The organism is Reichenbachiella versicolor (assembly GCF_003171675.1).
Lineage (GTDB): Bacteria > Bacteroidota > Bacteroidia > Cytophagales > Cyclobacteriaceae > Reichenbachiella > Reichenbachiella versicolor.
On sequence record NZ_QFZQ01000001.1, the window covers coordinates 1,191,901 to 1,213,127 of the forward strand.

The following is a 21,227-nucleotide window of genomic DNA, read 5'->3' on the forward strand; positions in this document are numbered from 1 at the left end:
CTGACAACAAAAATTAATCTTCTTTTAACTCTAGTTCTTGATTCTCATTCATCTTAAATGAGAACTGATAGTAGTTGGTAATCACGTTTCTACCAGACATCGTAGTGCTTTCTCCTATTAAAGTAGCTTCTACCATGAATTCTGCTGTAATAGTTCCATCATTGGCTACCTCGTATTCCCAGCTATATAGCACGAAATCAGTGTACTGCTCTGCAAGAAAGCTGATGGCTTCTTCATACTTCGTATTAATAAGTTCAAAGTCAATGTCCTTCACTTTCAGTTTTCCTTGCTTATTTCTCATGAAAAATTCAGTCTGAAAGCTCTTACTGGCCATTTCTGGTTCTTCCAACTCATTTCCTTCACCATTGATTAGATCATAGCTTCTTTCATAGTCTACACCATCCTTGATATAATCTACACTGATGTACCTCATTTCACTAGATAGATGATCTTTAGAGCCTAAGCTGAACCCGTAGACTTCTAGGTCTTCGCCAAAACTATCTATGGCTAGCTCTTTCATTTCTTCATAGCTATCAGGATCATTTAGGTCTATGTATCCACCACCACATGAGGCCAATAGTACTCCGGCTAATATTGATAATAGTAATTTTTTCATCTGCTTGTATAGTTTAATGGTCGGATGATTATTGTATCATGTTCGATAGACAGCCCGCATGGAGTCACTTCTATTAGTATCATCCTAGTTATAAATTGTTTGTAAATATTGTTAGCTATTCGTCGTCATCATCTGATGGACTGAATATAAAAAACATAGCTCCACCACCTACGATGAGTAATATCCTTATGATCCAGCCTATACCATTGCCCCAGATATCTATCCAGGCTAGCAGACGTAAGTTGTAATTGAAAATGGAAAGTATCATCGACACTACCCCCATTAATGCTAGTAATTGACCGAGCTTTCCTATTTTCCCTTTAATGAACTCCATACTGCTTATTTTTCTATTGTTTGGACGCAAACATGTACAAGTACGAATATCCTTGAAATAGGGAATCTATATTCGTGATGATCCAACCGATATCTGTAGTGAATGAGCGTATATTCGTTATCGGACGATTAGATTACCACTTAGACACATCTTTGGTGAAACCACTTCTCCTAGAAATCCTTGTTAGGATCGTATAAGCTTAATGAGACGGCACTTTATTCTGAATGTTCCTGACCATTTCTGTTCTTTTTGAGCGATGGATTCAGTCCAGATTTGTAGAAGAACCTGTTCATCTACCTCTAGCTCCTTCAGGGCTTTTCGGTACTCTTTCCAAAATAACTCAGGATCAAAAACAAGTTTAGAAAGAATCAGTTTTGAGTATTCTAAATATGAACTTGACATCTTTTTTTGATTTAGAAGACTATTAGACGTGACTTTTTGATTTGGTCACACCATAAAACATAATCTGGAATTATGAAATTAAAGTAGTTAGGTGTTATACTATCGCTAAACGCACTATTGAGGTCTATCAATTTATAGAGAATGTCTTAATTGATTTTTATATCAATATCTATTGCATTTAGAAAAGGTTCTAATCGAGGAATTGTTAAATCAAAAGCTTGTTTTAAAGATATAATCTGATCTTCAATTAGGTTAGTTGAATAATTAAAATGCGTCATTGGGCTTTTTATTTCATCACGATCTCGGTACTTATATCCTCTTTTACTATTTTGATATAAAGTCAATAAAGTCCCTGATACTAAGGCAATAGGTCTCCTGTTATCATCATCACCATCTCGTATTGTAGGGAATAACTTATCATGAAAGTTCACAATCTCTTGACAAGTAATATTGAACTCTTGAATTTTATGATAGAACTCATAATCGTACTCGCGACACGCATATAAAAATAAGGCTACCGAAGGAAAGAAAGGATATCCTTGTTGTCCCCAAAGACCAACTATTGTTCTAAACCTTGAAAGTATTTGATCAGCTGATCTAAGTGTTATTTTTAAAGCTTCAAATAGTAAGACTGCGTAACTCTTAAAAGTTTCGGCGTATTCTTCTTTTAGCACGTTAGGATTCCATCTTTTTATTTCGAGATCAAATAATTTTTCAAAACCATAATATTCTAATAAATAAGTAACCCAATCCTTCATTGATGGACTTGGTATAGAGTATTCAAGGTCTATGAATTTTTTCAAGTATGTATTTGCATCCAATTCATTACTACCATAAACACCTTTAAGCGCTGCACTTAACTGGTTTTTATCAATAGAAAGTACAAATACTATTCCTGGTACGGAAAAAAGGTGCTTAATCTGTTCTAGGACTTGAACAGAATAGTTTGGCCTGCAACGATCTAGTTCATCAATAAAGAATACCAAAGGGTTGTTTCCAGAAAAGGCATTAACATATGTCATCAGAGCTTTTTTGAAAGCTTCTATACCTTGCTTTTTCTTACTCTGCTTTTCTACTCTTTTGAGTATCCCATCTACTGTAACATTTGTTAAGGAATCCAAAACTTCGTTAGTAGTGCCCTCACCTATATAGTTATCTACTAATTTCTTGGTGAGGATAGGCAGGACCTTCTTTGCTAAAGGTACTGCCGCTGTTGCTACTTGTCTGAAATTCTTCTCCGTGTCAACATCTTCAAACTCTTTCAATACCGATAACATCGATATCAAAACATCCTCTTCAAAGTCAGTTTCCCACGCATTGAAATACAACGTTTTGAAGCGATTTTTATTTAATTGTTGCTGCCACATTTTGATAAATGTTGTCTTACCTGTTCCCCATTCATTGTTTACAGCTAGTACAAACCCATCACTATATACATCAATAATATTAGTAAGAATGTCAGCGTATTGTTTTCTGTTTAATTGACAGTTTTCAAATGGGTCTTCCTCTTTTCCTTTAGGGATTTCAACGTCTTTATGTTTAATATTACTCATAGATGATTAATTAGTTTTCATTCACTTGTTGAATTAACTATTTTATGCATTTTGATTTTTCTAAGCCTTCTATCAGATTTTTAAACTCATGTAAAATGCTCGAGTTAACCCTTTTATTAGAATTGTAACCTCTTCTTTCCAGACCATAAATTCTGACTCGAATATCTTTAAACCGTTTGAAACTAACAACGGTTTTTAAAACCCAAACACTAAGTATAGCTCCGTAAAGCTTGATCGCATTTGTCAATACTTAGTGAATATTCATATCCTATAAGTCAATAATGAGTCCTGCATTTATTACCCTTCCATCAGTCGGTGCCCATAGCTCTGGAAAGTCAGGCTTAGTATGAGAATCTACTTGAAACTCCTCTAATTGATGTTGTCTGGTATCAGTGAAATTTTCAAAATTGATGTATAGACTTAGACTGTTGATCTTCCTCATCACCATAAAACCCATCATCCAAAAACCTTTCGTTTGACTGCCATCACTTAGGTGTTGGCTTCCTGTATAATAAGCCTCATATCCGATTCTCCATTCATCATGCACTTCGTACATCAGTACAGAGCCAATATTGTATTTGGGCGTCAATGGCTTTTGTTGATTTAAGTTATCATATTTCAGTTGAGTGTTGATATAGGCATAGTTGGCAAAGAGTTTAAAATCCTTGTACCCCAACTTAACATTCGTTTCAAACCCTTGACTGGTCACAGTTCCATCTGCATTTTCATAGTAAAATTGACTTCGTTCGTTTTGTCTAAATACCAAAGCATCATCTAACTGAGTGAAAAAGAATAATTGGTTGACAGAAAGTGTCCAGTCACTACCTAATAGGGTGCTGTAGTTGATATCAAAATTCCCGCCAATAGATCTTTCAGCATCAATTTGATCAACATCAATAGGCAGTATGCTTTGATAAGTTAGATTCTCAGCATCTTCCGTGAAAATCGTAGGAAGCTTGTAACCTAAGCCCCCTCCTAACCTTGCAGACCATTTACTATTAAGTCTAGTCAAGAATGACGCTCTTGGCAAAGCAAACAGACCAAAATCAAAGGCATAGTCAATTCTGACTCCACTTTCCAAGGCATACCTTTCTGAAATATCAAAGGTGTTTTGAGTAAACATACCTACAGTGGTATAGTTATAATCTCGTAGTAGAGAATCATACGGCTCTTCAGAAAATTTATCTGTATATAAGTTGGCTCCCGATATCCAGTTCGTACGAGACGATCCATAGTTAAGAGCAATCTCACTAAAAGATGACCATTGCTCACCTATAAATTGAAAGTCAGGTTCTGTGATCTTTCTATTGAAGTTGGTCAGACTATTTTTAACTGTTAGGGCTTTATACTTATTCAATTGATTTTGATACGTCAATTGATATGAGTAGCGATCTGACTGGTTTTCTTCTGTAAACTGATGAATTCCATTTTGATTATTTTCGATGACTTGCATATCTCCTCCCAACCTGTTCTCAATTGTTGAATTGAGTGTCAATCTCAAACTTGATTTATCGTCAGGATAGAAGAAGAAAGACGGATTAATAGTCAAACTGCGAATTCTAGGAATATCACTAAAGTCATCTTTGTTAGGATCATAGGCCTCTTGTCGATTGGCAGAAGTGTAGAAGGTCATACCGAATTGATCAAAACGCTGACCATAAAAGCCATTTAGTGTTGTACCGAGCGCATGGGTCTGATCAATCATGAAGCGTTGTTTTTTTTCATCTTCTGGTTGATAAGTCACTAGATTAATCAATCCGGCAATAGCGCCACCACCGTACAACGTCGAATTGCTTCCTTTAAGAATTTCAACTTGTTTTAGATCTAGTGGTGGTATTTGCATAATGCTCAACCCACTGGAAAAACCTCCGAATAGCGGAAAGCCATCTTTTAATAGCTGGGTATATCTTCCGTCCAATCCTTGAATTCTAATACTCTGGTTGGCCGAACTTGCCGAAGTTTGTTGCATCTGGATACCCGTACTTTCCCGCAATACCATAGCGATATTAGAGGATTTCATTATAGCCTTTTCTTCCAACTCTTCCGAATCTATAGCTTCTACACGGGTAGGTATTTCATCGATGGTTCGTCCGCTCCTGGTTGAGGTAACAATCACCTCTTCTAATTCCTCTCCATGATTTAAGGAGATTTTTTGAATTCCATTGATCGGCAGTGAGTATGTTTTATAGAAGGTTTCATACCCGACAAAAGATACCCTGACTCGAATAGTATCATCCTTGATATTGGTAATTTCTACATAGCCATTATAGTCTGTAACCGCACCTTGAGTAGTGCTGATGTGAACCGTAGCTCCTATTAATGGTTCATTTTCGTCATCGACAATAATTGCCTCAAACGTATTTTGAGCTTTTGCTAGCATTCCAGAAAGGAATAGATAGCATAATAAAATATACTTCATTGAATGAAATGAGCATTTAAGTAATGAAATCAGTAAGCGGGTTAGGCTTTAGCGATTAAATCATTACTTGGAGGTGGGTCCCAAATAGAAAATGATATTCTAGATAGAATTAGCTCATTTCGGCTGGATAGAGTGCTTTTAAAAAATGAAAGTGTGCCTAGACAAAATGTACTTGCTTGCTCAAAACATGAATGACAACAGTGACAGGAACAAAATGGAGAACAGTGATCTTGATGCTCAGAATCATGATCATCAGCGCTAACTGACAAATGGCTATCAGGATCATGATCGTGTGGTACATCATCACATGGCATAATGATCATGAAAAGTATCAATGATGATAATATGACTGAAAATACTTTCACATCACAAGACTACCCATAAAGCCATGCAACCTAATTGCAAAGGTTAAGAACAGTTGGCACAAATACCCTTATATACCATACTAGCACTTGCAGCTATAAACCCTGTAGGGATTTGTACCTCAGGGATTTTGGAGTTAGTAAGACAGTATGTCTCCTTGCAATGGACACAATGGAAATGTAAATGCTGGTCTTTAGGTACACATTCACAACCTTCTTCACACAGAGCATATTTAATAGCCCCAGTCCCATCGTCAATACTATGAATTAGCTTTTTCTCCTCAAATGTTTTGAGCGTTCTAAAAAGAGTAGCCCTGTCTGCTTTATCAAACTTGGCTTCAAGATTTCTGAGACTAGTAGCGACACCACTTTCAACCATCTGACGAAGTACTAAAAGTCGCATAGCCGTTGGCTTGATATGATGCTTTTCTAATTTTTGTTCGAGCATTTTGTTGTCAATAAAACCTTTCTCTAGTATCATGTCATTTAAATGAAGCTCCCTGACCCAAGGGTCGGGGAATTAAACCCAAAGGGCTATCGCCCTGCGATTAAAATAGGGCTACAATACATGCATACAAATTTAGCCAATGACTACAATGCTCCCCACTGATAGCAACAATAACTTTTGAAACTCTTCTATAGAATAAAAGGTAAAATACTCCCCTTTGATAAGCGGGCTGGGGACATTTATATGAATCCAGAAAGTTGATTCCTAACATGATTCTTACTTGACTTGTATTACTTCTCAAATCCTCTTTGCCTCCTTTGGAAGGAGGAATAACTTTCGAAGTTCTTTTCATATAATAAAAGGTACAATACTCCACTTTGATATGGGGGCTGAGAGGATTAATTGATCAATCTAGAAAGTAGATTCGTAACATGAATCTTGATTGACTTGTACTTATTTCCCAAATCCTCCTTACCTCCTTTGGAAGGAGGAATAATTTTTGAAGTTCCTTATTATGGAAATCTATGCTTAAAGAGAAATATCTAACAGCTTCATTGCGATGTTCTTTATGTTACTATGTGCTTAATGATAACCGAAATAAGGTTAGAGACAACAAGTGATTGTACTTTGTGACTATTACCATTAGAGATGCTGTTGTAGATACAATCGTAATGCAATTTTGTCTAGTTAGTTGATTTGATGAACCGCCGTATACCAGATCGGTACAGCCTGTCCCATACTTGATACAGGATACGGTGGTGAGAGGTGCTCCGTGAGCTTATGGCTCACGGGCATTTACTCGATTATGGACTTTTCACTTGTAGAAGTCTTCCCAGCCTTTTGAATATGGATTCGGAGAAAATTCTCCAGTACCTTCATCCAATCCTTCAGAGAATGGGATTCTATATTCACCCCAATTACAAATTTTGCTTTTCGTTTTACCGTACTGTGTCCAATTACCAGCGTATTGATTGTTTTTATAGTTGTCCGAGTATGTTTCTAAATCGTCAAACTTAATTTCACCGTTTTTGTTTACGTACCACCAAACGGTCATAATACCTTCAAACGTTCCTACAAATTTCTGCTCTGGGTTTTCATTAAATAAGTATTTTCCAATAGCAATGCCTTGAGCTTTGAATCCAGCATCTGCATACTTATCATCTATTCCGTAATGCATGTTCTCGAATTCACGGAACTGTTCGATTGTGATTGTTCCCTCGAAGTCACAGATGTTGTCACCAACTTTAGTTGTTCCAGTTATAAAATAGAGATTGGAAGTATTAGTACTTTTTTTAATTGAACTATAGTTGATCTTAATTCTTCGAAAGTCTGTACCAATGAAACCAAGAAAATCGGTTTTTGGCACTAGTACATCTGATAAATCATACTTCAGATAGCGATTTAAAAGATTGCCCTTTTTTAGCTTCTGAAACATTCGGGATTTTGGATTCTCTAAACTGTTGAGCCATTTAGTTTTCTGCTGACCGAACACGTTAATCGAAAGCAGAACAAGTATTATAGGTATTAGGTTTTTCATTTCTGTTTGTTGTCCATAACATAGTTGTATTGTTAATGTGTATAATGGTGATTATACATATTATGTCAAATCTAATGGATTCTTGATATTCATGAAATTAGAGTTCGCTACCTGTGTATAGATTTTGGTGGTTTTTGAGGAGTTATGCCCTAGTAATATCTGTATATCGAATATCTGTGCCTGATTCCAACAAATACATGGCAAATAAATACCCGCTCGGTCGCAAATGTTTTACGACTGAAATCAATCTTGTATAGACGTACTTGGCAATTGCATTGCGGTGTTCTTAATATTTTTTTAGCTATGGCTAATTACTACAAGATTCGAGATAATGAAGGGTTGTACTTTGTCTCTTTTACCATTATAAACTTGATGGTGTCAGGAGAGTGAAGATATAGGATTAGGTTGAATATGGAGTTCGCATCAGAGATGCTGTATGTAGATACAATCGTAATACAATTGGATTTAATGAACCACTTGAGATGGGATCAGTACTGCCTCTACAGTACAAGATAAGTGATGTGAGAGGTACACCGTAGGCTTATAGCTCACGGCAGTCTACTCGATTAAGTGGATTTTATCTTGGGTTTGGTTCTCCTATATGCTCTACACCTAGATCAAATTCTAACTTAGGGTTGGGATAGACTCAAGCGTAAACTCAAACAGCTTACCAAGAAAACGTTACCGTACAGTTTCGAAAATCGATTACAACGGCTCAAAGAAGTCTACCGAGGTTGGTTGAACAACTTCCGTATGGCCAATATTCAAACCAAACTTAAGACCCTCGATGAGTGGTTACGTAATCGATTGAGATATTGTATATGGCATGATTGGAAAAAGGGAGAGCGTAAGCGTAAGAATCTAATTCGACTAGGCGTACCACAAAATCAAGCTTATGCTTGGAATCGAACAAGAATGGGAGGCTGGGCAGTAGTTCAAAGCCCAATTTTAGGTACGGCTATTACTTTGTCACGGCTACGTCGAAAAGGATATGAGAGTATGTTGGGTTACTATTTGAAAGTGAAAGTCTGAGTTTTGTTGAACCGCCGTGACCGGTACGTACGGTGGTCTGTGAGGCGCACTCCGTTCCTAATAAGGAACGGAACCGTCTACACGATTGTAGCACGTTTTTTCGCAGGACTTATTACATTATCTATAAAATAGCTAATGTGTATTCGCTTAATTTTAATACTCCATCTTCTTCAATTAACGTCCAAGTAGTTATATTACTTAAATTCATAATTCCCATTCCAGTAATATCTCCTTCAAAATGAAGAACAAAAGTTACTTTAAAACCTTTTTCGTTTTTCTCAACTTTTATGTTTGTTGGCGTATGTACTGAATAGTTTTGACTTTCTTTTTGAGCATTTAAAAATGCTTTAAGACCTTCTTTATTATCTACTTTATTTCCAAGAATATCTATATTTAAAGGATTATGACTTGTTAGCTTCATTAAGGAATCTGCGTCTCCAGCATCAATTAAACCAAACCATTTATGTGTGAATGATTGAGCATCTGTAAAAGAAAAATCACCTTTTTTAGTGTCTGTTATATTTTCAATTTTACTTGCTTCAGGAGTATTTTGTAAAACTACTTTGTAGGCGGTTACTTTAAACAAAGTACCACTTGGGTCTTTTTTTGTTTTAAGATTGGTTTCTATTTTCATTCTACCTACAAAATCCATTTGCATCATTTTATCATCTGCGGTTAAAGCGTGATAAGTATGTGGGCAAATTATTTCAAATTGACTCTCTCCAGTTTTGTATACAGAAATTTCGTTGATATAGTGTGCACTTGATTTTATTGCTGAAAAACTTTGTTCTGCATAGGTGACTAATTCTTCTACAGAGTTTAGAGTGGCTTGTGGATATACAAACTCTACTGTTGAGTCTGGCAAAAATGGAGTTATTTCATCCATATTGGTTCCTTTGTCAAACCTGCTATACCAAGCATATACGAATGACTTGATTTCGTTTTCTGTTTTTTTGTCTAATTGTTTCTGATTCATAATTTTTGTTTTTTCATTTTTAAGTTCAGGTGTTTGCCCCATACTTGTTATGGCAAGTAATAGAGCTCCTATTATCATTATTTTACTTCGCATATTTTCTTTAATTTTTAACACAATGCAAAGGAAATAAGACTAAAAATGATTTGACTTGCCAAATGGCAAGAAACACTAAATTGTTGAAATAGCTTTTCTAACTCTGCTCAATGAAAAAGGTGTGATTCCCAAAAATGAAGCTATATATATCAGAGGTGTACGCTTTGAAATATTAGGATAGGTGTTTAAGAATTTTAGATATGAAGCCTTGGTATCTGAATTGATAAGACTTCTTTGAAAATTAGTTTTTTTTATTAAAACTTCATTTATTATTTTCTGAAAAGTGTTTTCCCAATGTGGAATTTCTACACAGAATAATTCCCAAGATTTTCTCGGAACAACAATTATTTCACATTCGGTTATTGCTTCAATAGTGCCAGAACTTGGTATGTGCTCAAAGAAACTTGATACATTGCCTACAAATTCATTTTCCGCCATAAAAAAGGAAGTGATTTCATTTGCTTCATTGTCGTAAAAATAATACCGAAATATTCCAGATGTAACAAATCCAATTTCATTGCTGCGAATCCCAGTTTTTAAAAACATTTCGCTAGGCTTGTATTTTCGTAAACTAGTATTTTGAGTAATCAATTCAATATCATTTTTAGACAGTTTATGATATGAATTGAAAAGATTTTGTAATTGCATACTCTTTTAAGTTCCTGTTTTTAATGTGCTACAACGTAGTTGTAATGTTAATGTGTATAATGGTGATTATACACATTATGTCAAATCTAATGGATTCTTGATATTCACAAAATTGGAGTTCGCTACATGTGTATAGATTTCGGTGTTTTTTGTGGAGTTGTGTCCTAGTAACATTTGTATATTTTGAATATCCATGCCTGATTCCTGCTCAGTCGCAAATGTTTTGCAACTTAAACCTAGCTTATATAGACTTACCAATTGCATTGCGGTGTTCTTAATGATAATTTTTAGCTATGGCTAACTGGTACAAGATTAGAGATAATGAAGGGGTGTACTTTGTCTCTTTTACCATTATAAACTTGATGGTGTCAGGAGAGTGAAGATATTGGATTAGGTTGACTATAGATAACGCATCGGAGATGCTATATAAAAATACAATCCCAATGTAATTGCGATCGAGTGGGAAGTTCCAATTTGTAGCCTGCTTACTACAAGATTTATTTGAAACTAGGTTTTCAGAGAATAATCTTAATTCACATAAGGTTCCAAAGCGTGTTAAGTTGCTAGGTTTTCATTACTAAAACTAAAGCAATAATAAAGTGCAAAACTTTGATATCTTGCACTTAGTAAGCTATTTTTCATCTACATTGTACCTGCTGGTATTTCTCCTTTACTATTCAATTCTTGTACTTATGGCTATTCTATTCCATGCATTTATTGTAGTTATAGCCATAATGATTGCTATAATTGTTTTATCATTAAATAAATTCTGAGCACTTTGGTATGTTTTATCAGTTAATCCATTCTGATTAATCAATGTAACTTTTTCTGTGATCTCAAGCATGACCTTCTCTTCATCTGAAAATAGGTTCGATTCTTTCCAAGCATTAAGCATGTGCAAGCGTTGATATGTTTCCCCAGCTTTAACTGCTTCTTCGGTATGCATATTAATGCAATAAGCACAGCCATTAATTTGGGAAGCACGTATTTTAATTAATGAAATTTGCTGTTTACTTAAAGGTGATTTGTTAAGAAACTCTTCTAAAGCAAACATTCCTTCGTATGCTTTAGGTTCAGATTGATAAATATTAACTCTTTGTTCCATTTTAGTATAAATTTTAATTTGCACAAAGGTCAATACAAGAAAAGTTAATCTTCTTAAGCCTGTTTAAGAAAAATTTTTTGCTCGAATTTCACTTACATATTCAGGTGTTAGACCAAGAAAAGATGCTATAAGATATTGTGGTATTCGTTGTGCAAATTCAGGATGATGTTTTATAAAATGAAAATAGCGTTCCGCTTTTGATGCTTGGTATAAGAATTTGATTCGGTATAATGAAGCACCAAGAGCAACTTGATAAATTATTCTGAAGTATCGCTCTATTTTAGGAAACTCAATTAATAATTTTTCCTGATTTTTTTTAGAAATTGACAATATTTTACAATTTTCTACAGCTTGAATGAAAAATACACTTTTTTTATTACGATGTAAACTTAATAAGTCACTAATCCACCAATTTTCAATAGCAAATTGAACAGATTGATTTTCTCCTTTATCATTTATAAAATACATGTTTAAGCAACCTTTTACTACAAAAAAGTTATAGTTCGAGATGTTTTTAAAGGAATTTATATCTTGTTTTTTTTTAACTTCAAAGCATTCAAAATACGTTTCTATTTGTTTAAACTCTTCCTCAGATATTAAAATATATGCTTGTAAATGTTCTAGTAATTCTTTCAATATTTTAGTGGTTAATTCAACTTCCCGCTCGGTCGCAAATGTTTTGCGACTGAAATCTAGTCTATATAGAAGTATCTAGCAATTGCATTGCGGTGTTCTTAATGTTAGGCTAACCGATACAAGATTCGAGATAATGAAGGGGTGTACTTTGTCTCTTTTACCATTGTAGGCTGGGTAGAATAATTTTTAAGATCTCTGCGCTGCTCTTTGGTGAAGATAATTCTACTTTTCAGCCTTCTTTAATGATACACTTGAGTTACTTCTATCCTATTAGAAACAAAACATAATGCAGTCATGGTAATCTTTACGCTGAGCCTAAGTGAAGGGTCTTATAAGACCTTAGTTAGATGTTTCGCGCTGCTTAACATGACTGCTTTTTTGTATAGAAAGACCGTAAGTATTTGGTCATTACGAACAGAGTAAAGTATTCTCTGCTCAACGAAAGAGCTACCCTTCCAGAGTAGATCGCCGCGCTCTGCTCGCGATGACGGTCATTTTTCTTTAGAAACAAAGGCCTAACACAGTATAAAAAGTAACCGTCATCCTGAGCCCAAGTGAAGAGTCTTATAAGGCCTTAGTGAGATATTTCACTCCGCTCAATATGACTGCGTTTTTTTTTAATGAAATAACTTTTGAAGCTCCTTTTATAGAATAAAAGACACAATACTCCCCCTTGATAAGGGGCTAGGGGAATTAATTGATCAATCCTGAAAGTAGAATAATATTAAGAACCTGCTTGACTTGTATTACTCCCCAAATCCTCTTTACCTCCTTTGGAAGGAGGAATAATTTTTGAAGCTCTTTTTATAGAATAAAAGACACAATACTCCCCCTTGATAAGGGGGCTGGGGGGATTAATTGATTAATCCAGAAAGTAAAAATCATAACACGAAAATTACTTGCCTTGTACTACTTCCCAAATCCTCCTTGCCTCCTTTGGAATGAGGAATAATTTTTGAAGCTCTTTTTACGGAATAAAAGATACAGTACTCCCCTTAATAAGGCAGAGGTAGAGGCATTATTTTATCAATCCAGAAAGTAAAATCGTAACAAGAACCTGCTTGACCTAGGTTACTTTTCTAACTCCCTTACCGCCTTTGGAAGTGCTAATGAATGGGCTATTTAGTAAGGTGATTCTACAAAAATACAGAGCCAAAAGACGCTATATTTCATACTATTTTTCTCGAAAAACCCTTAGTGAAATGACCTTCAAAAAACCCATTTAGAAGGCGTTAATAAATAACGGTACTTTAGATACGAGAAAAGAAGAAACAACTAATTGTGTTCTCTTTTTTCCTTAAATACCACTTGAAAAAGCACTTACTATCGTTTTTTCATCCCCTAACTACGAAAAAAAAAAATCACACGTTGTATTTTTTTTTCCACGTGTGATTTTTAAAAATTGTAAGCGTCATTTTAGACCTTTTTAAGCATGAAATTCATGATTTCATGCTTATTTATTCTAGTCTTTCTGGAACTGTACTGTCTTCTGCATGTCCTTTAGTTTTTTACCTGGGGTGAAAAGAATTTTTGTTCCCTTGATAGATCCTGCGGTTACTTCCTTTTCTGTAGGCATTCCCATACTGCTAATCGAAAGTCTTAAACTGCCTAAATCTCCTAAGCGTATGATACTACCATTGGATAGTTCTGTAGTCGCAACATCTACTAGTGCATATAATACCCCTCGGATATCAGCTCCACTCATCGTACTCATTCTCTCGATGTGTGCGGTCAACAATTCAATATTTGTTTCTCCTGATAATTTTGTGCTGGCATAGAACTTCTTAGTTCCACCCCCTACTACTCCTGGTTGTCCTTTTTCAATTACTTTAAATTTAACTGCCATGGTTAATTATGTTTTTAAGTTACTTAAATAATTAAATACGCAAGCCTTGTCAATGCTGACATTGCTTTGCTTTACTGCTCTTATGTCCTTGGGAAACGCTTATTTAATTCTGCAGGCTAGGCAGATTAGGTGGGTTAGGTTTCCTGTGTATCTAAGATTTGCATCGCAACATTAAGGAAGTATTACGAAATTGCCAACAGATTGTAAATTTTTTCTAAAACAACGGTGTATTGGCTTTATTTTTAGAATGATCTAATTGTCTAGTCACTTATTCATAGATACCTCTTTTTCAATAGGATACAAGAACTAACTAGTAATATGACTAACTACTTAGTTACAACATCCTCATTAACTGAAATAGAATCTACCTGCTGTGCTTCATAGAACTCTACTAAAGTATAGGAGTCTTTTACTATATCGTCACAGGCCGAAACATATATATCCAGCAGTTTATGTAATTCTACTTTAGCTGACGAATCGGCTATATGCTTTATATCTTCAAGTACTTCTCTGTTGTGCTGATTCCTCTGTCTATTACTAAACCAGTAATTTCTATTGTCTATTAATTTTCCTTTCAACTTGATTTCTTCTTCTTTCTTAGATTTAGAAATTTCCTTTGAAGTCTGAATCAAATTTTCTGCCGAAGGAAGTTGATCTACCGAGTAATAAACGCTTTGTATATCAATGACTTTCTTTTGAAAAACCTCATGCATGTCTAATGGACTAATCCCTTTGATCAATTGACCATCAGGTTTGGTAGGTATTGATTTATCTTTCGTTCTTCTATCATCCTCCAAGAAGGATTTATAAGCTTGATAAAAATATTTCATATCCTCAATACCTGGAATGATTCGATCTTTCAAGTCCAAAACTACTAACTCTCTAAGCTGATCTTTTTCAACCACTCCGAAAACCACATCTCTTGCTAAATCAGCCTGCGATTTTGTCAATTCAAAGCTTGCTTCAAACTGGTCTTTGTTTAAATCCATTTCTTGTAAGAATAGTTTGACTTCTTCTTTAGCTATTTCTTCTGTTTGGACGATCTGCTGCCTAGTTATATAGACCGTAGTATCAAACATTAGATTATTAAAAGACATTTCTTGTTCAAACTGCTGCCTCAGTAAAAGAAGCTCTTTCTCAAGAAATTCCTCATTTTGTTTTAGTTGTGTTTCGAATTGTAATTTTGAAGATTCTAACTGTGAACTAGTTAGCCATATAGTAGTAATCAGAGCACCAAATGCTAGCAATGTTGAAATACACGCTGAAATAGCACTTATAGCATTCCAATTGTACTTATTAGTTGATTTTGCCTCTTCTATATTGGACGTTACTTCCTCTTTTGGCAATTGTTTTCCTTTGTCTGATTCAAGATCACTCATCTTAATCAATGTTGGATAGGCAAGTAAATTTCTAGTATGCTGCTTTGATATTCAATACCCACTTTTAGGTATTTTTCTATGTATCAATCAAAAACATAGTTCAAAGAGTGTATCAGTAACTGTTTATATTTTATGGGGTGAAGTAAAACATTTTGGTAATTGTAAATGTTATACCAAAGCTAATTACAAAATACAGCAGTCTTTTCTTTTGCTGCGATATTTCCCAGTGCACTTGACCTTCTCATATTAATACATGCACTTTTCATATCATTTAAAGCAGCATATGATTCCGCTAAATAATAGTGCATATCACCATTTTCAGGGTTTAATTCAAGCGACTTAACAAAATCATCTATTGCTTGGCGATACTTTCCCTGGTTATAATAAATCACACCTCTTATATAAAAACGAACCTTGCTAGTTGAACCAAGTTGTATCGAACGATTAGCATAATAAAGAGCTGAATCTAGTTCTTCCCTTTGTACTAAAACCAGACTGATTTTTTGACAAGCTTGGAAATTGTTAGGATTCAGATTTATACACTGTCTTAAGTAAAACTCTGCCTCCTTTTGATTATCTAATTTTTCATTAACTCGAGCTAATCCTAGTAAAGCATCGTCATTATTAGGGTTTATGGAAAGAATGCTATGATAATCTGACATTGCCTCTTCAAATGAATTTAATGCTAGAAAACAGTAAGCTCTATCCGAAAAATTTCTAATTGAGTTACGTCCGTTTTTAATTACAAATGTCAGGTCGTCGATCGCTTGTTCATAATTATCCAGATCATAGTTTAACCAGCCTCTTACTTCACGTTCATTTATTCCGTCAGGCTTTAATTTGATAGCCTTGGACAGAGCGTCATAGGAATCATAATAATCATCTAATCCATAAGAAATTCTTCCTTTCAAGGAATAGTATTCATGCGTTGGATTAGATGTTTTTGCGTCTAATATATGTTCGTTTGCCACTTCAAAATTTCCTAACCTAAAATGAAATTTCGCAAATTTCAAATGATCAAATGGACCCAAATTAGTGAACAAAGAACTAACGATTAATAATAAAAATATAGAACCAAATAACTGAATACAGAGCTTCAATCGAAGTTTTATTGACTTAAAATAGAAGCGCCTATAAATAGGCTTGATTAGCAACATCAAAATAATAAAGTTAGCTGTCATTGCACTAGATCCAATATTCAGATCTGCAGGTACCATTATATATGATATGTCCGCACATATATGAATCGCTATTAGCAGAAATAAATTTCTGTCTCGTAAATAAATTATTGAGGTAAAAAATGAATAAAAAAACGTAAATATTAAATGCCCAAAATCAATCCCTCCAAAAAACACATTGTCTCGAGGTATATGCCATAATGCAAATAATATTGAAACTACAAATACGATAAGGTACTTGGAATAACTAGACTTCTGAAACAATCTTGTTAATTGGTTTAGTAACAACCATTTATGAATCACTTCTTCAACTATTCCAATGAGAATCAAATATATCAGATTACCCAAAAAACTTCGAAAAGAGTTGTATCGAACTATCGCGCTAAAGGTGTACTCATCATCAAATAATGTTTCAAACATTAGAAGAATTATCACACCTAACCCAACTATGATAATAGCATATTGAAATTGCGTGTTGTCATCTTTGATGAATCGCTTAATTCTATTTTTTGTAGTAAGAAAGAATAAAAAAAAAGCTACTAGATTAACTATTATACTTATAGATCCTGCACTAAGTAACCCTTGTGTAAAAAGAGAAATATTCTGATATATCTCGGAATTGGGCAATGAAGTATTTGCAAGGACAAGAAACCATGTTGAAAGAATTAAAAAGGCCAGTATCCAATATGGGGAAAAATCATAGGTTGAGTAAAAACCTTTTTTGTCAAATCTACTTTCTTCGTCTTCATTTAATACCTTTTCAAACGAAGGCTTAGCTATTTCTTCACCCCTATGTAAAACAATATAGTAAGCTGTTCGCCTTACAGGTATGGAAAACCCTTTTTCATCTCTAACTATAGATTTTAGCTCGGCAGTAGATAATGCCTTGAACTGTTCATATATCGTGGACATATCCAGTTAGAGCTTTGAGACTTTATAATAGTCTGCTTTTATACCAGTGCCTCCAGATTCAGTAAATAATCTTAACTCCCTCCAACTAGTAGCGCTAAATTTATTTTTACATACCTGCTGACCGTTAATATGAAAAACAAAATCTTCATCATGAACTTCGAGACTTAGTAATATGGGAGTATTGAATCCAAATTCGGAAATGTTCTTTGTTTCAAAAGAATATGGCTGATTCAAATTGTAATCGTTTTGATAAACTTGAACTAGACCTGATCTAGCTATTCTAAAAATGCACTCTATAGCACCTTGACTATACAGTTTGAATCCAAAGCCAGATTCTTTATTGCCATCGAAGGATTCTATTGACGTTTCAAATTTCCAATCCTTTCCAAGCGTTCCAAAGATACTTCCATCTGCAGGTCCATTACTTGAAAGTCTACCAACAGTATCAAGAGACTGTAGCATAAGTTTACCATCGATAAACTTTGTAGTATGCATCACTGTCTTTTCTTCTGCCCATCCATTATCGTTATTGTCAAAATTCTCTAAATAATGATATTCCGGTTGTTTTGTGCATGAAGAGGAAATTACAAGAAATATAAATGATGTGTACTTTACTAATTGCATTGAATGAGAAAGATTATTTGTGACTTCAAAACTATATATATAACATATATAACCAATTGTTATTTAAGCATCTTACTCCAGATGATACCTTACCCCCTGAATCATCTGTTGCTTCATTTCTATACGTTTTAACTCAGCTTGAAGAAATTCGATGTAGCTGTCATCATAACTTTCTTGAATGGCATTAATCAACCAGATACGAGCCATATCAAATTGCTTCATCAGTTCATAAGTAAGCGCTTTCAGTCTTAAAATTTCAGGAATTAATACCCCTTTTAGCTTTAATGTAAACTCAATGAGCTTCAAGGCTTCTTTGAATCGGTGCGTACGAATAAATAACCAAATCATGCTTTCACAGGTTTTTACATTACTTGGGTCAATAGACATAGAAGTAACCAGATGTTCTTCCGCTTGTTCATACTTCTGAAATTGCTCCATGTATAACTTCCCCATCAGGTAATTGGCATCTGCGTGCTCAGAGTCATAGCTAAGCGCATAATTCAAATTCTCCATTACCTCATTGTAACAATACCCATAATCATCTAACGCTTTTAAATAATATTGGTCTGCTATTGTAATTGACATCTTTCTAATTCTTAATATTCTAATCGTCGAAGAAAATCCTGTTTATCAGACTTCCTATTCGACTTATACTTTTGTTTTTTGTGATTGGGCATAAAATCTGTGCCCTTAAATATTCTGGTTGGCTTCCCCCTATCCAGCTCATTGTGATTTTGCCAGCCATCTTTAGCTTGGCTTTTTACCATATCAAGAGACTGTTTATCAAGCAAATCTTTCAACCGCACTGTGGCTTCTTTTTTGTTCTGCAATTGTGACCTACTATTAGATTCGAATACAGAAAGCCGAGTAGGAATATGAGTTGCCCTGACTGCAGTACTTACTTTATTAACATGCTGACCGCCTGGTCCTCCTGATCTAGTGAATTCATATTTCACATCTTTTTCATTGAATGAAATACCCTTACTCTCCTCCAATTTATTGACACCGACAAACCAGTTCTTTCTTTTATGAAACTTACGATAGTGACTTTGTCCAATCCATTGAATTGTACCTTTCCAGGAATCGATAAATGTCTCAAGGTCTCTTCCTGAAACTTTTATCGTTGCGGATTGTAAGGTTCCATTTTCAAGACCTTTCTCTCTATGAATGACAGTAGTCTCAAGGTTCAAGTCCGAAGCTTCTTTGATAATTAGCTTCAGTATCTGTGCTACAACCCAACAGCATTCTGCTGGACCTCTACCAGAAGTGATTTGTATGATTTGATTATTTATTGATTGCATTGTTGTTTAAGCTTTATCCATTCTGACCATTCTTGGAGTGAACTTTCCAATAATGTCTACTAAATCCTGCTGACTTGACATAACCTGTTCTAAGTCTTTATAGGCTATTGGCGCCTCATCAACTCCCCCACCTATCAGTATTACACCTTCTTTGCTTAGCACCTTTTTTAAAGCACTGTTGGTATAAGAATTACGAGCCTGTGATCTTGACATTTTACGACCTGCACCATGAGAGGCACTTTTCAAACTTGATGAAGCACCAAGTCCTCTGACGATGTAGCCATCCGTAGCCATTGATGCGGGTATTATTCCTAATTCACCTTTAGCGGCTGGTGTAGCTCCTTTTCGATGTACGATGAGTTCCTCTCCTGAATCACCGATTTCCTTCCAAGCGAAATTGTGATGATTCTCTATACCGGCAATAGCCTTCAAACCCAGATACTTTGTCAAGTGATAATGTATTTGATCATGACAAGCTTTGGCATAGTCTCCTGCGAGATTCATAGAAAGCCAATATTCCTGTCCTTCCTGAGAATCTAAGTCTAACCAGGCTAAATTCATGGCTTGCCGTGGTAGAAGACATTTCTCCTTAGCTATATCCGTATAATGACGGGCTATGGAGGCTCCCAAACCTCTAGAACCTGAATGACTCAGTAGCCCTAGATAAGTCCCTTGCTCTACTCCTAGATCATTGCCATCATTGAGTATTACTTCACCGAATTCAACAAAGTGATTACCAGAGCCTGATGTACCTAATTGCTGAACTGCCTTACCATGCAACTGCTTCAATAATGGAGTTTCATTGAAAGTAACTCGATCTAGTACCTCATGCTCCTGTGTTATATTCAAGGTTCCTCCAGATCCAAAATTGGTTCTTTCTTTAAGTGCCATTTTGAACTGATAAGCCTTGCGATTCATATAATCTGGTTTCGCATCGAAGATGCTCAAGCTCATTCTACAGCCTATATCGACACCAACTCCATAAGGGATGACAGCGTTCTTAGTTGCCAAAACACCACCAATCGGTAGTCCATAGCCCATATGAGCATCAGGCATCAAAGCACCTTTCTCAGCAATGGGCAAGCTCATGGCAAGTTCCATCTGCTGATAGGCGTTACTACTTATGTGCTTTCTGCCAAAAACTTTGAAATCACCCGACTCTCGGAGAAGTTTGATTTCTTCCTTAGCCTTTAACTGAGGTTTTTCTACAAATTCTTCAGCTAATACACCTAGGACATGATCATTAAGATAGTTCTCAGGGTTTTCCTTTACATCCTTCAGCACAGAGAGTTTCTCTTCTTTAGTGATGTGTTTATAGTGCATTGACATGATATCAATGGCTTTACTTTTAGCCTTGTTAGACTCGTAGTTTATTGTTTTGAGGTCTTTGCCTCGAAGTTTATGATTGCCCATTATGCAATTAGTAAACCCGCAGTCTGTTTAATTCAAAGTGAAAACAAAATACGGTGGTAATGAGTGCTCCTTATAAAGGATTGGGGATTGCATTCTTACCGTCATCCCGACGTTGGGAAGGATCTCGTTTTTGGGAACAACAGGAGTTTCCAAATGCGAGATGCTTCGTTCCTCAGCATGACCTTAATATTGACTATGTTTTTTAGAATCCCACAGCCCTTCCCTTCATATGGGCGTACTGCAATACCGATTAAAAATAAATTGAATGTTTGATCTGGGTTGCCCTAAAATTTGGACATAAAACTTTCATGAATAAGGGAATTCACCCACAGGCATGAAACTCGTTTTAAATAGAAACCAAACTATAAAACGATATGTCTACAGTAGAATTCCCTCAGCTAATTGAACGCGGT

At 35.2% G+C, this 21,227-nt stretch carries 22 protein-coding genes and 1 pseudogene; 2 read left to right on the forward strand and 21 right to left on the reverse strand.

Annotated elements, in window-relative coordinates; translation table 11 throughout:
- Positions 1 to 13 precede the first annotated feature (13 nt).
- The 9 genes from DKG80_RS04840 to DKG80_RS04875 all read right to left on the reverse strand — a co-directional run bounded on the left by DKG80_RS04840 (position 14) and on the right by DKG80_RS04875 (position 7,671).
- The gene (locus DKG80_RS04840; protein WP_109830147.1) at positions 14 to 616 is read right to left on the reverse strand and encodes a hypothetical protein; all 603 of its coding nucleotides are present in this window, start codon (positions 614 to 616) and stop codon (positions 14 to 16) included.
- A gap of 115 nt (positions 617 to 731) precedes the next feature.
- Complete coding sequence (locus DKG80_RS04845) at positions 732 to 950, reverse strand: hypothetical protein (RefSeq protein WP_109830148.1); 219 nt, start codon at positions 948 to 950, stop codon at positions 732 to 734.
- A 183-nt stretch (positions 951 to 1,133) separates the two neighbouring features.
- Complete coding sequence (locus DKG80_RS04850) at positions 1,134 to 1,352, reverse strand: hypothetical protein (RefSeq protein ID WP_109830149.1); 219 nt, start codon at positions 1,350 to 1,352, stop codon at positions 1,134 to 1,136.
- 146 nt (positions 1,353 to 1,498) lie between these two features.
- Positions 1,499 to 2,905, reverse strand: coding sequence for a KAP family P-loop NTPase fold protein (locus DKG80_RS04855; protein ID WP_109830150.1), 1,407 nt, complete (start codon positions 2,903 to 2,905; stop codon positions 1,499 to 1,501).
- Between the two features lie 268 nt (positions 2,906 to 3,173).
- Positions 3,174 to 5,324 (reverse strand): TonB-dependent receptor, encoded by a 2,151-nt coding sequence (locus DKG80_RS04860; RefSeq protein ID WP_221409044.1) that lies wholly within the window; start codon positions 5,322 to 5,324, stop codon positions 3,174 to 3,176.
- A gap of 41 nt (positions 5,325 to 5,365) precedes the next feature.
- A complete protein-coding gene (locus DKG80_RS21450) occupies positions 5,366 to 5,689 on the reverse strand; it encodes a DUF6660 family protein (protein ID WP_394342220.1) in 324 nt (107 codons plus the stop codon).
- Between the two features lie 43 nt (positions 5,690 to 5,732).
- The gene (locus DKG80_RS04865) at positions 5,733 to 6,167 is read right to left on the reverse strand and encodes a Fur family transcriptional regulator (RefSeq protein ID WP_245906957.1); all 435 of its coding nucleotides are present in this window, start codon (positions 6,165 to 6,167) and stop codon (positions 5,733 to 5,735) included.
- A 67-nt stretch (positions 6,168 to 6,234) separates the two neighbouring features.
- Positions 6,235 to 6,486, reverse strand: coding sequence for a hypothetical protein (locus DKG80_RS21245; RefSeq protein ID WP_109830152.1), 252 nt, complete (start codon positions 6,484 to 6,486; stop codon positions 6,235 to 6,237).
- Between the two features lie 462 nt (positions 6,487 to 6,948).
- Positions 6,949 to 7,671, reverse strand: a complete 723-nt coding sequence (locus DKG80_RS04875; RefSeq protein WP_162555688.1) for a hypothetical protein — start codon at positions 7,669 to 7,671, stop codon at positions 6,949 to 6,951.
- 654 nt (positions 7,672 to 8,325) lie between these two features.
- Between DKG80_RS04875 and DKG80_RS04885 the strand changes: the two are divergent.
- Positions 8,326 to 8,703 (forward strand): annotated as a pseudogene (locus tag DKG80_RS04885) (group II intron maturase-specific domain-containing protein); the annotation flags it as partial.
- Between the two features lie 121 nt (positions 8,704 to 8,824).
- On the opposite strand, the gene DKG80_RS04890 reads toward DKG80_RS04885, so the two are convergent.
- The 12 genes from DKG80_RS04890 to DKG80_RS04945 all read right to left on the reverse strand — a co-directional run bounded on the left by DKG80_RS04890 (position 8,825) and on the right by DKG80_RS04945 (position 20,814).
- Positions 8,825 to 9,793, reverse strand: coding sequence for a hypothetical protein (locus DKG80_RS04890; protein ID WP_162555689.1), 969 nt, complete (start codon positions 9,791 to 9,793; stop codon positions 8,825 to 8,827).
- 54 nt (positions 9,794 to 9,847) lie between these two features.
- Positions 9,848 to 10,420, reverse strand: a complete 573-nt coding sequence (locus DKG80_RS04895; RefSeq protein ID WP_109830155.1) for a Crp/Fnr family transcriptional regulator — start codon at positions 10,418 to 10,420, stop codon at positions 9,848 to 9,850.
- A 75-nt stretch (positions 10,421 to 10,495) separates the two neighbouring features.
- Entirely contained in the window at positions 10,496 to 10,684 is a 189-nt protein-coding gene (locus DKG80_RS21410; protein WP_109830156.1) for a tyrosine-type recombinase/integrase, read from the reverse strand.
- A 409-nt stretch (positions 10,685 to 11,093) separates the two neighbouring features.
- A complete protein-coding gene (locus DKG80_RS04905) occupies positions 11,094 to 11,525 on the reverse strand; it encodes a carboxymuconolactone decarboxylase family protein (protein WP_109830157.1) in 432 nt (143 codons plus the stop codon).
- Positions 11,526 to 11,588: 63 nt separating this feature from the next.
- Positions 11,589 to 12,161: a Crp/Fnr family transcriptional regulator gene (locus tag DKG80_RS04910; RefSeq protein WP_245906958.1), complete on the reverse strand. Its 573-nt coding sequence runs from the start codon at positions 12,159 to 12,161 to the stop codon at positions 11,589 to 11,591.
- Positions 12,162 to 13,623: 1,462 nt separating this feature from the next.
- Positions 13,624 to 14,007 (reverse strand): HU family DNA-binding protein, encoded by a 384-nt coding sequence (locus DKG80_RS04915; protein ID WP_109830062.1) that lies wholly within the window; start codon positions 14,005 to 14,007, stop codon positions 13,624 to 13,626.
- Between the two features lie 326 nt (positions 14,008 to 14,333).
- Positions 14,334 to 15,386 (reverse strand): hypothetical protein, encoded by a 1,053-nt coding sequence (locus tag DKG80_RS04920; RefSeq protein WP_109830159.1) that lies wholly within the window; start codon positions 15,384 to 15,386, stop codon positions 14,334 to 14,336.
- Positions 15,387 to 15,565: 179 nt separating this feature from the next.
- Positions 15,566 to 17,476, reverse strand: coding sequence for a tetratricopeptide repeat protein (locus DKG80_RS04925; protein WP_109830160.1), 1,911 nt, complete (start codon positions 17,474 to 17,476; stop codon positions 15,566 to 15,568).
- A gap of 6 nt (positions 17,477 to 17,482) precedes the next feature.
- Entirely contained in the window at positions 17,483 to 18,100 is a 618-nt protein-coding gene (locus tag DKG80_RS04930; RefSeq protein WP_109830161.1) for a hypothetical protein, read from the reverse strand.
- Positions 18,101 to 18,172: 72 nt separating this feature from the next.
- Complete coding sequence (locus DKG80_RS04935) at positions 18,173 to 18,685, reverse strand: hypothetical protein (protein ID WP_109830162.1); 513 nt, start codon at positions 18,683 to 18,685, stop codon at positions 18,173 to 18,175.
- 11 nt (positions 18,686 to 18,696) lie between these two features.
- Complete coding sequence (gene prfH / locus DKG80_RS04940; RefSeq protein WP_109830163.1) at positions 18,697 to 19,401, reverse strand: peptide chain release factor H; 705 nt, start codon at positions 19,399 to 19,401, stop codon at positions 18,697 to 18,699.
- 6 nt (positions 19,402 to 19,407) lie between these two features.
- Positions 19,408 to 20,814, reverse strand: coding sequence for an RtcB family protein (locus DKG80_RS04945; RefSeq protein WP_109830164.1), 1,407 nt, complete (start codon positions 20,812 to 20,814; stop codon positions 19,408 to 19,410).
- A gap of 59 nt (positions 20,815 to 20,873) precedes the next feature.
- On the opposite strand from DKG80_RS04945, the gene DKG80_RS21080 reads away from it, so the two are divergent.
- Entirely contained in the window at positions 20,874 to 21,020 is a 147-nt protein-coding gene (locus tag DKG80_RS21080) for a hypothetical protein (protein WP_162555690.1), read from the forward strand.
- The last annotated feature ends 207 nt before the right edge of the window (positions 21,021 to 21,227 follow it).

Excerpts from the sequence above, each read along its gene's own strand:
- DKG80_RS04840 (WP_109830147.1), bottom strand. The coding sequence starts at position 616 with ATGAAAAAATTACTATTATCAATATTAGCCGGAGTACTATTGGCCTCA.
- DKG80_RS04845 (WP_109830148.1), bottom strand. The coding sequence starts at position 950 with ATGGAGTTCATTAAAGGGAAAATAGGAAAGCTCGGTCAATTACTAGCA.
- DKG80_RS04850 (WP_109830149.1), bottom strand. The coding sequence starts at position 1,352 with ATGTCAAGTTCATATTTAGAATACTCAAAACTGATTCTTTCTAAACTT.
- DKG80_RS04855 (WP_109830150.1), bottom strand. The coding sequence starts at position 2,905 with ATGAGTAATATTAAACATAAAGACGTTGAAATCCCTAAAGGAAAAGAG.
- DKG80_RS04860 (WP_221409044.1), bottom strand. The coding sequence starts at position 5,324 with ATGAAGTATATTTTATTATGCTATCTATTCCTTTCTGGAATGCTAGCA.
- DKG80_RS04865 (WP_245906957.1), bottom strand. The coding sequence starts at position 6,167 with ATGATACTAGAGAAAGGTTTTATTGACAACAAAATGCTCGAACAAAAA.
- DKG80_RS21245 (WP_109830152.1), bottom strand. The coding sequence starts at position 6,486 with ATGAAAAGAACTTCGAAAGTTATTCCTCCTTCCAAAGGAGGCAAAGAG.
- DKG80_RS04875 (WP_162555688.1), bottom strand. The coding sequence starts at position 7,671 with ATGAAAAACCTAATACCTATAATACTTGTTCTGCTTTCGATTAACGTG.
- DKG80_RS04895 (WP_109830155.1), bottom strand. The coding sequence starts at position 10,420 with ATGCAATTACAAAATCTTTTCAATTCATATCATAAACTGTCTAAAAAT.
- DKG80_RS21410 (WP_109830156.1), bottom strand. The coding sequence starts at position 10,684 with ATGCAATTGGTAAGTCTATATAAGCTAGGTTTAAGTTGCAAAACATTT.
- DKG80_RS04905 (WP_109830157.1), bottom strand. The coding sequence starts at position 11,525 with ATGGAACAAAGAGTTAATATTTATCAATCTGAACCTAAAGCATACGAA.
- DKG80_RS04915 (WP_109830062.1), bottom strand. The coding sequence starts at position 14,007 with ATGGCAGTTAAATTTAAAGTAATTGAAAAAGGACAACCAGGAGTAGTA.
- DKG80_RS04920 (WP_109830159.1), bottom strand. The coding sequence starts at position 15,386 with ATGAGTGATCTTGAATCAGACAAAGGAAAACAATTGCCAAAAGAGGAA.
- DKG80_RS04925 (WP_109830160.1), bottom strand. The coding sequence starts at position 17,476 with ATGTCCACGATATATGAACAGTTCAAGGCATTATCTACTGCCGAGCTA.
- DKG80_RS04930 (WP_109830161.1), bottom strand. The coding sequence starts at position 18,100 with ATGCAATTAGTAAAGTACACATCATTTATATTTCTTGTAATTTCCTCT.
- DKG80_RS04935 (WP_109830162.1), bottom strand. The coding sequence starts at position 18,685 with ATGTCAATTACAATAGCAGACCAATATTATTTAAAAGCGTTAGATGAT.
- prfH (WP_109830163.1), bottom strand. The coding sequence starts at position 19,401 with ATGCAATCAATAAATAATCAAATCATACAAATCACTTCTGGTAGAGGT.
- DKG80_RS04945 (WP_109830164.1), bottom strand. The coding sequence starts at position 20,814 with ATGGGCAATCATAAACTTCGAGGCAAAGACCTCAAAACAATAAACTAC.
- DKG80_RS21080 (WP_162555690.1), top strand. The coding sequence starts at position 20,874 with ATGAGTGCTCCTTATAAAGGATTGGGGATTGCATTCTTACCGTCATCC.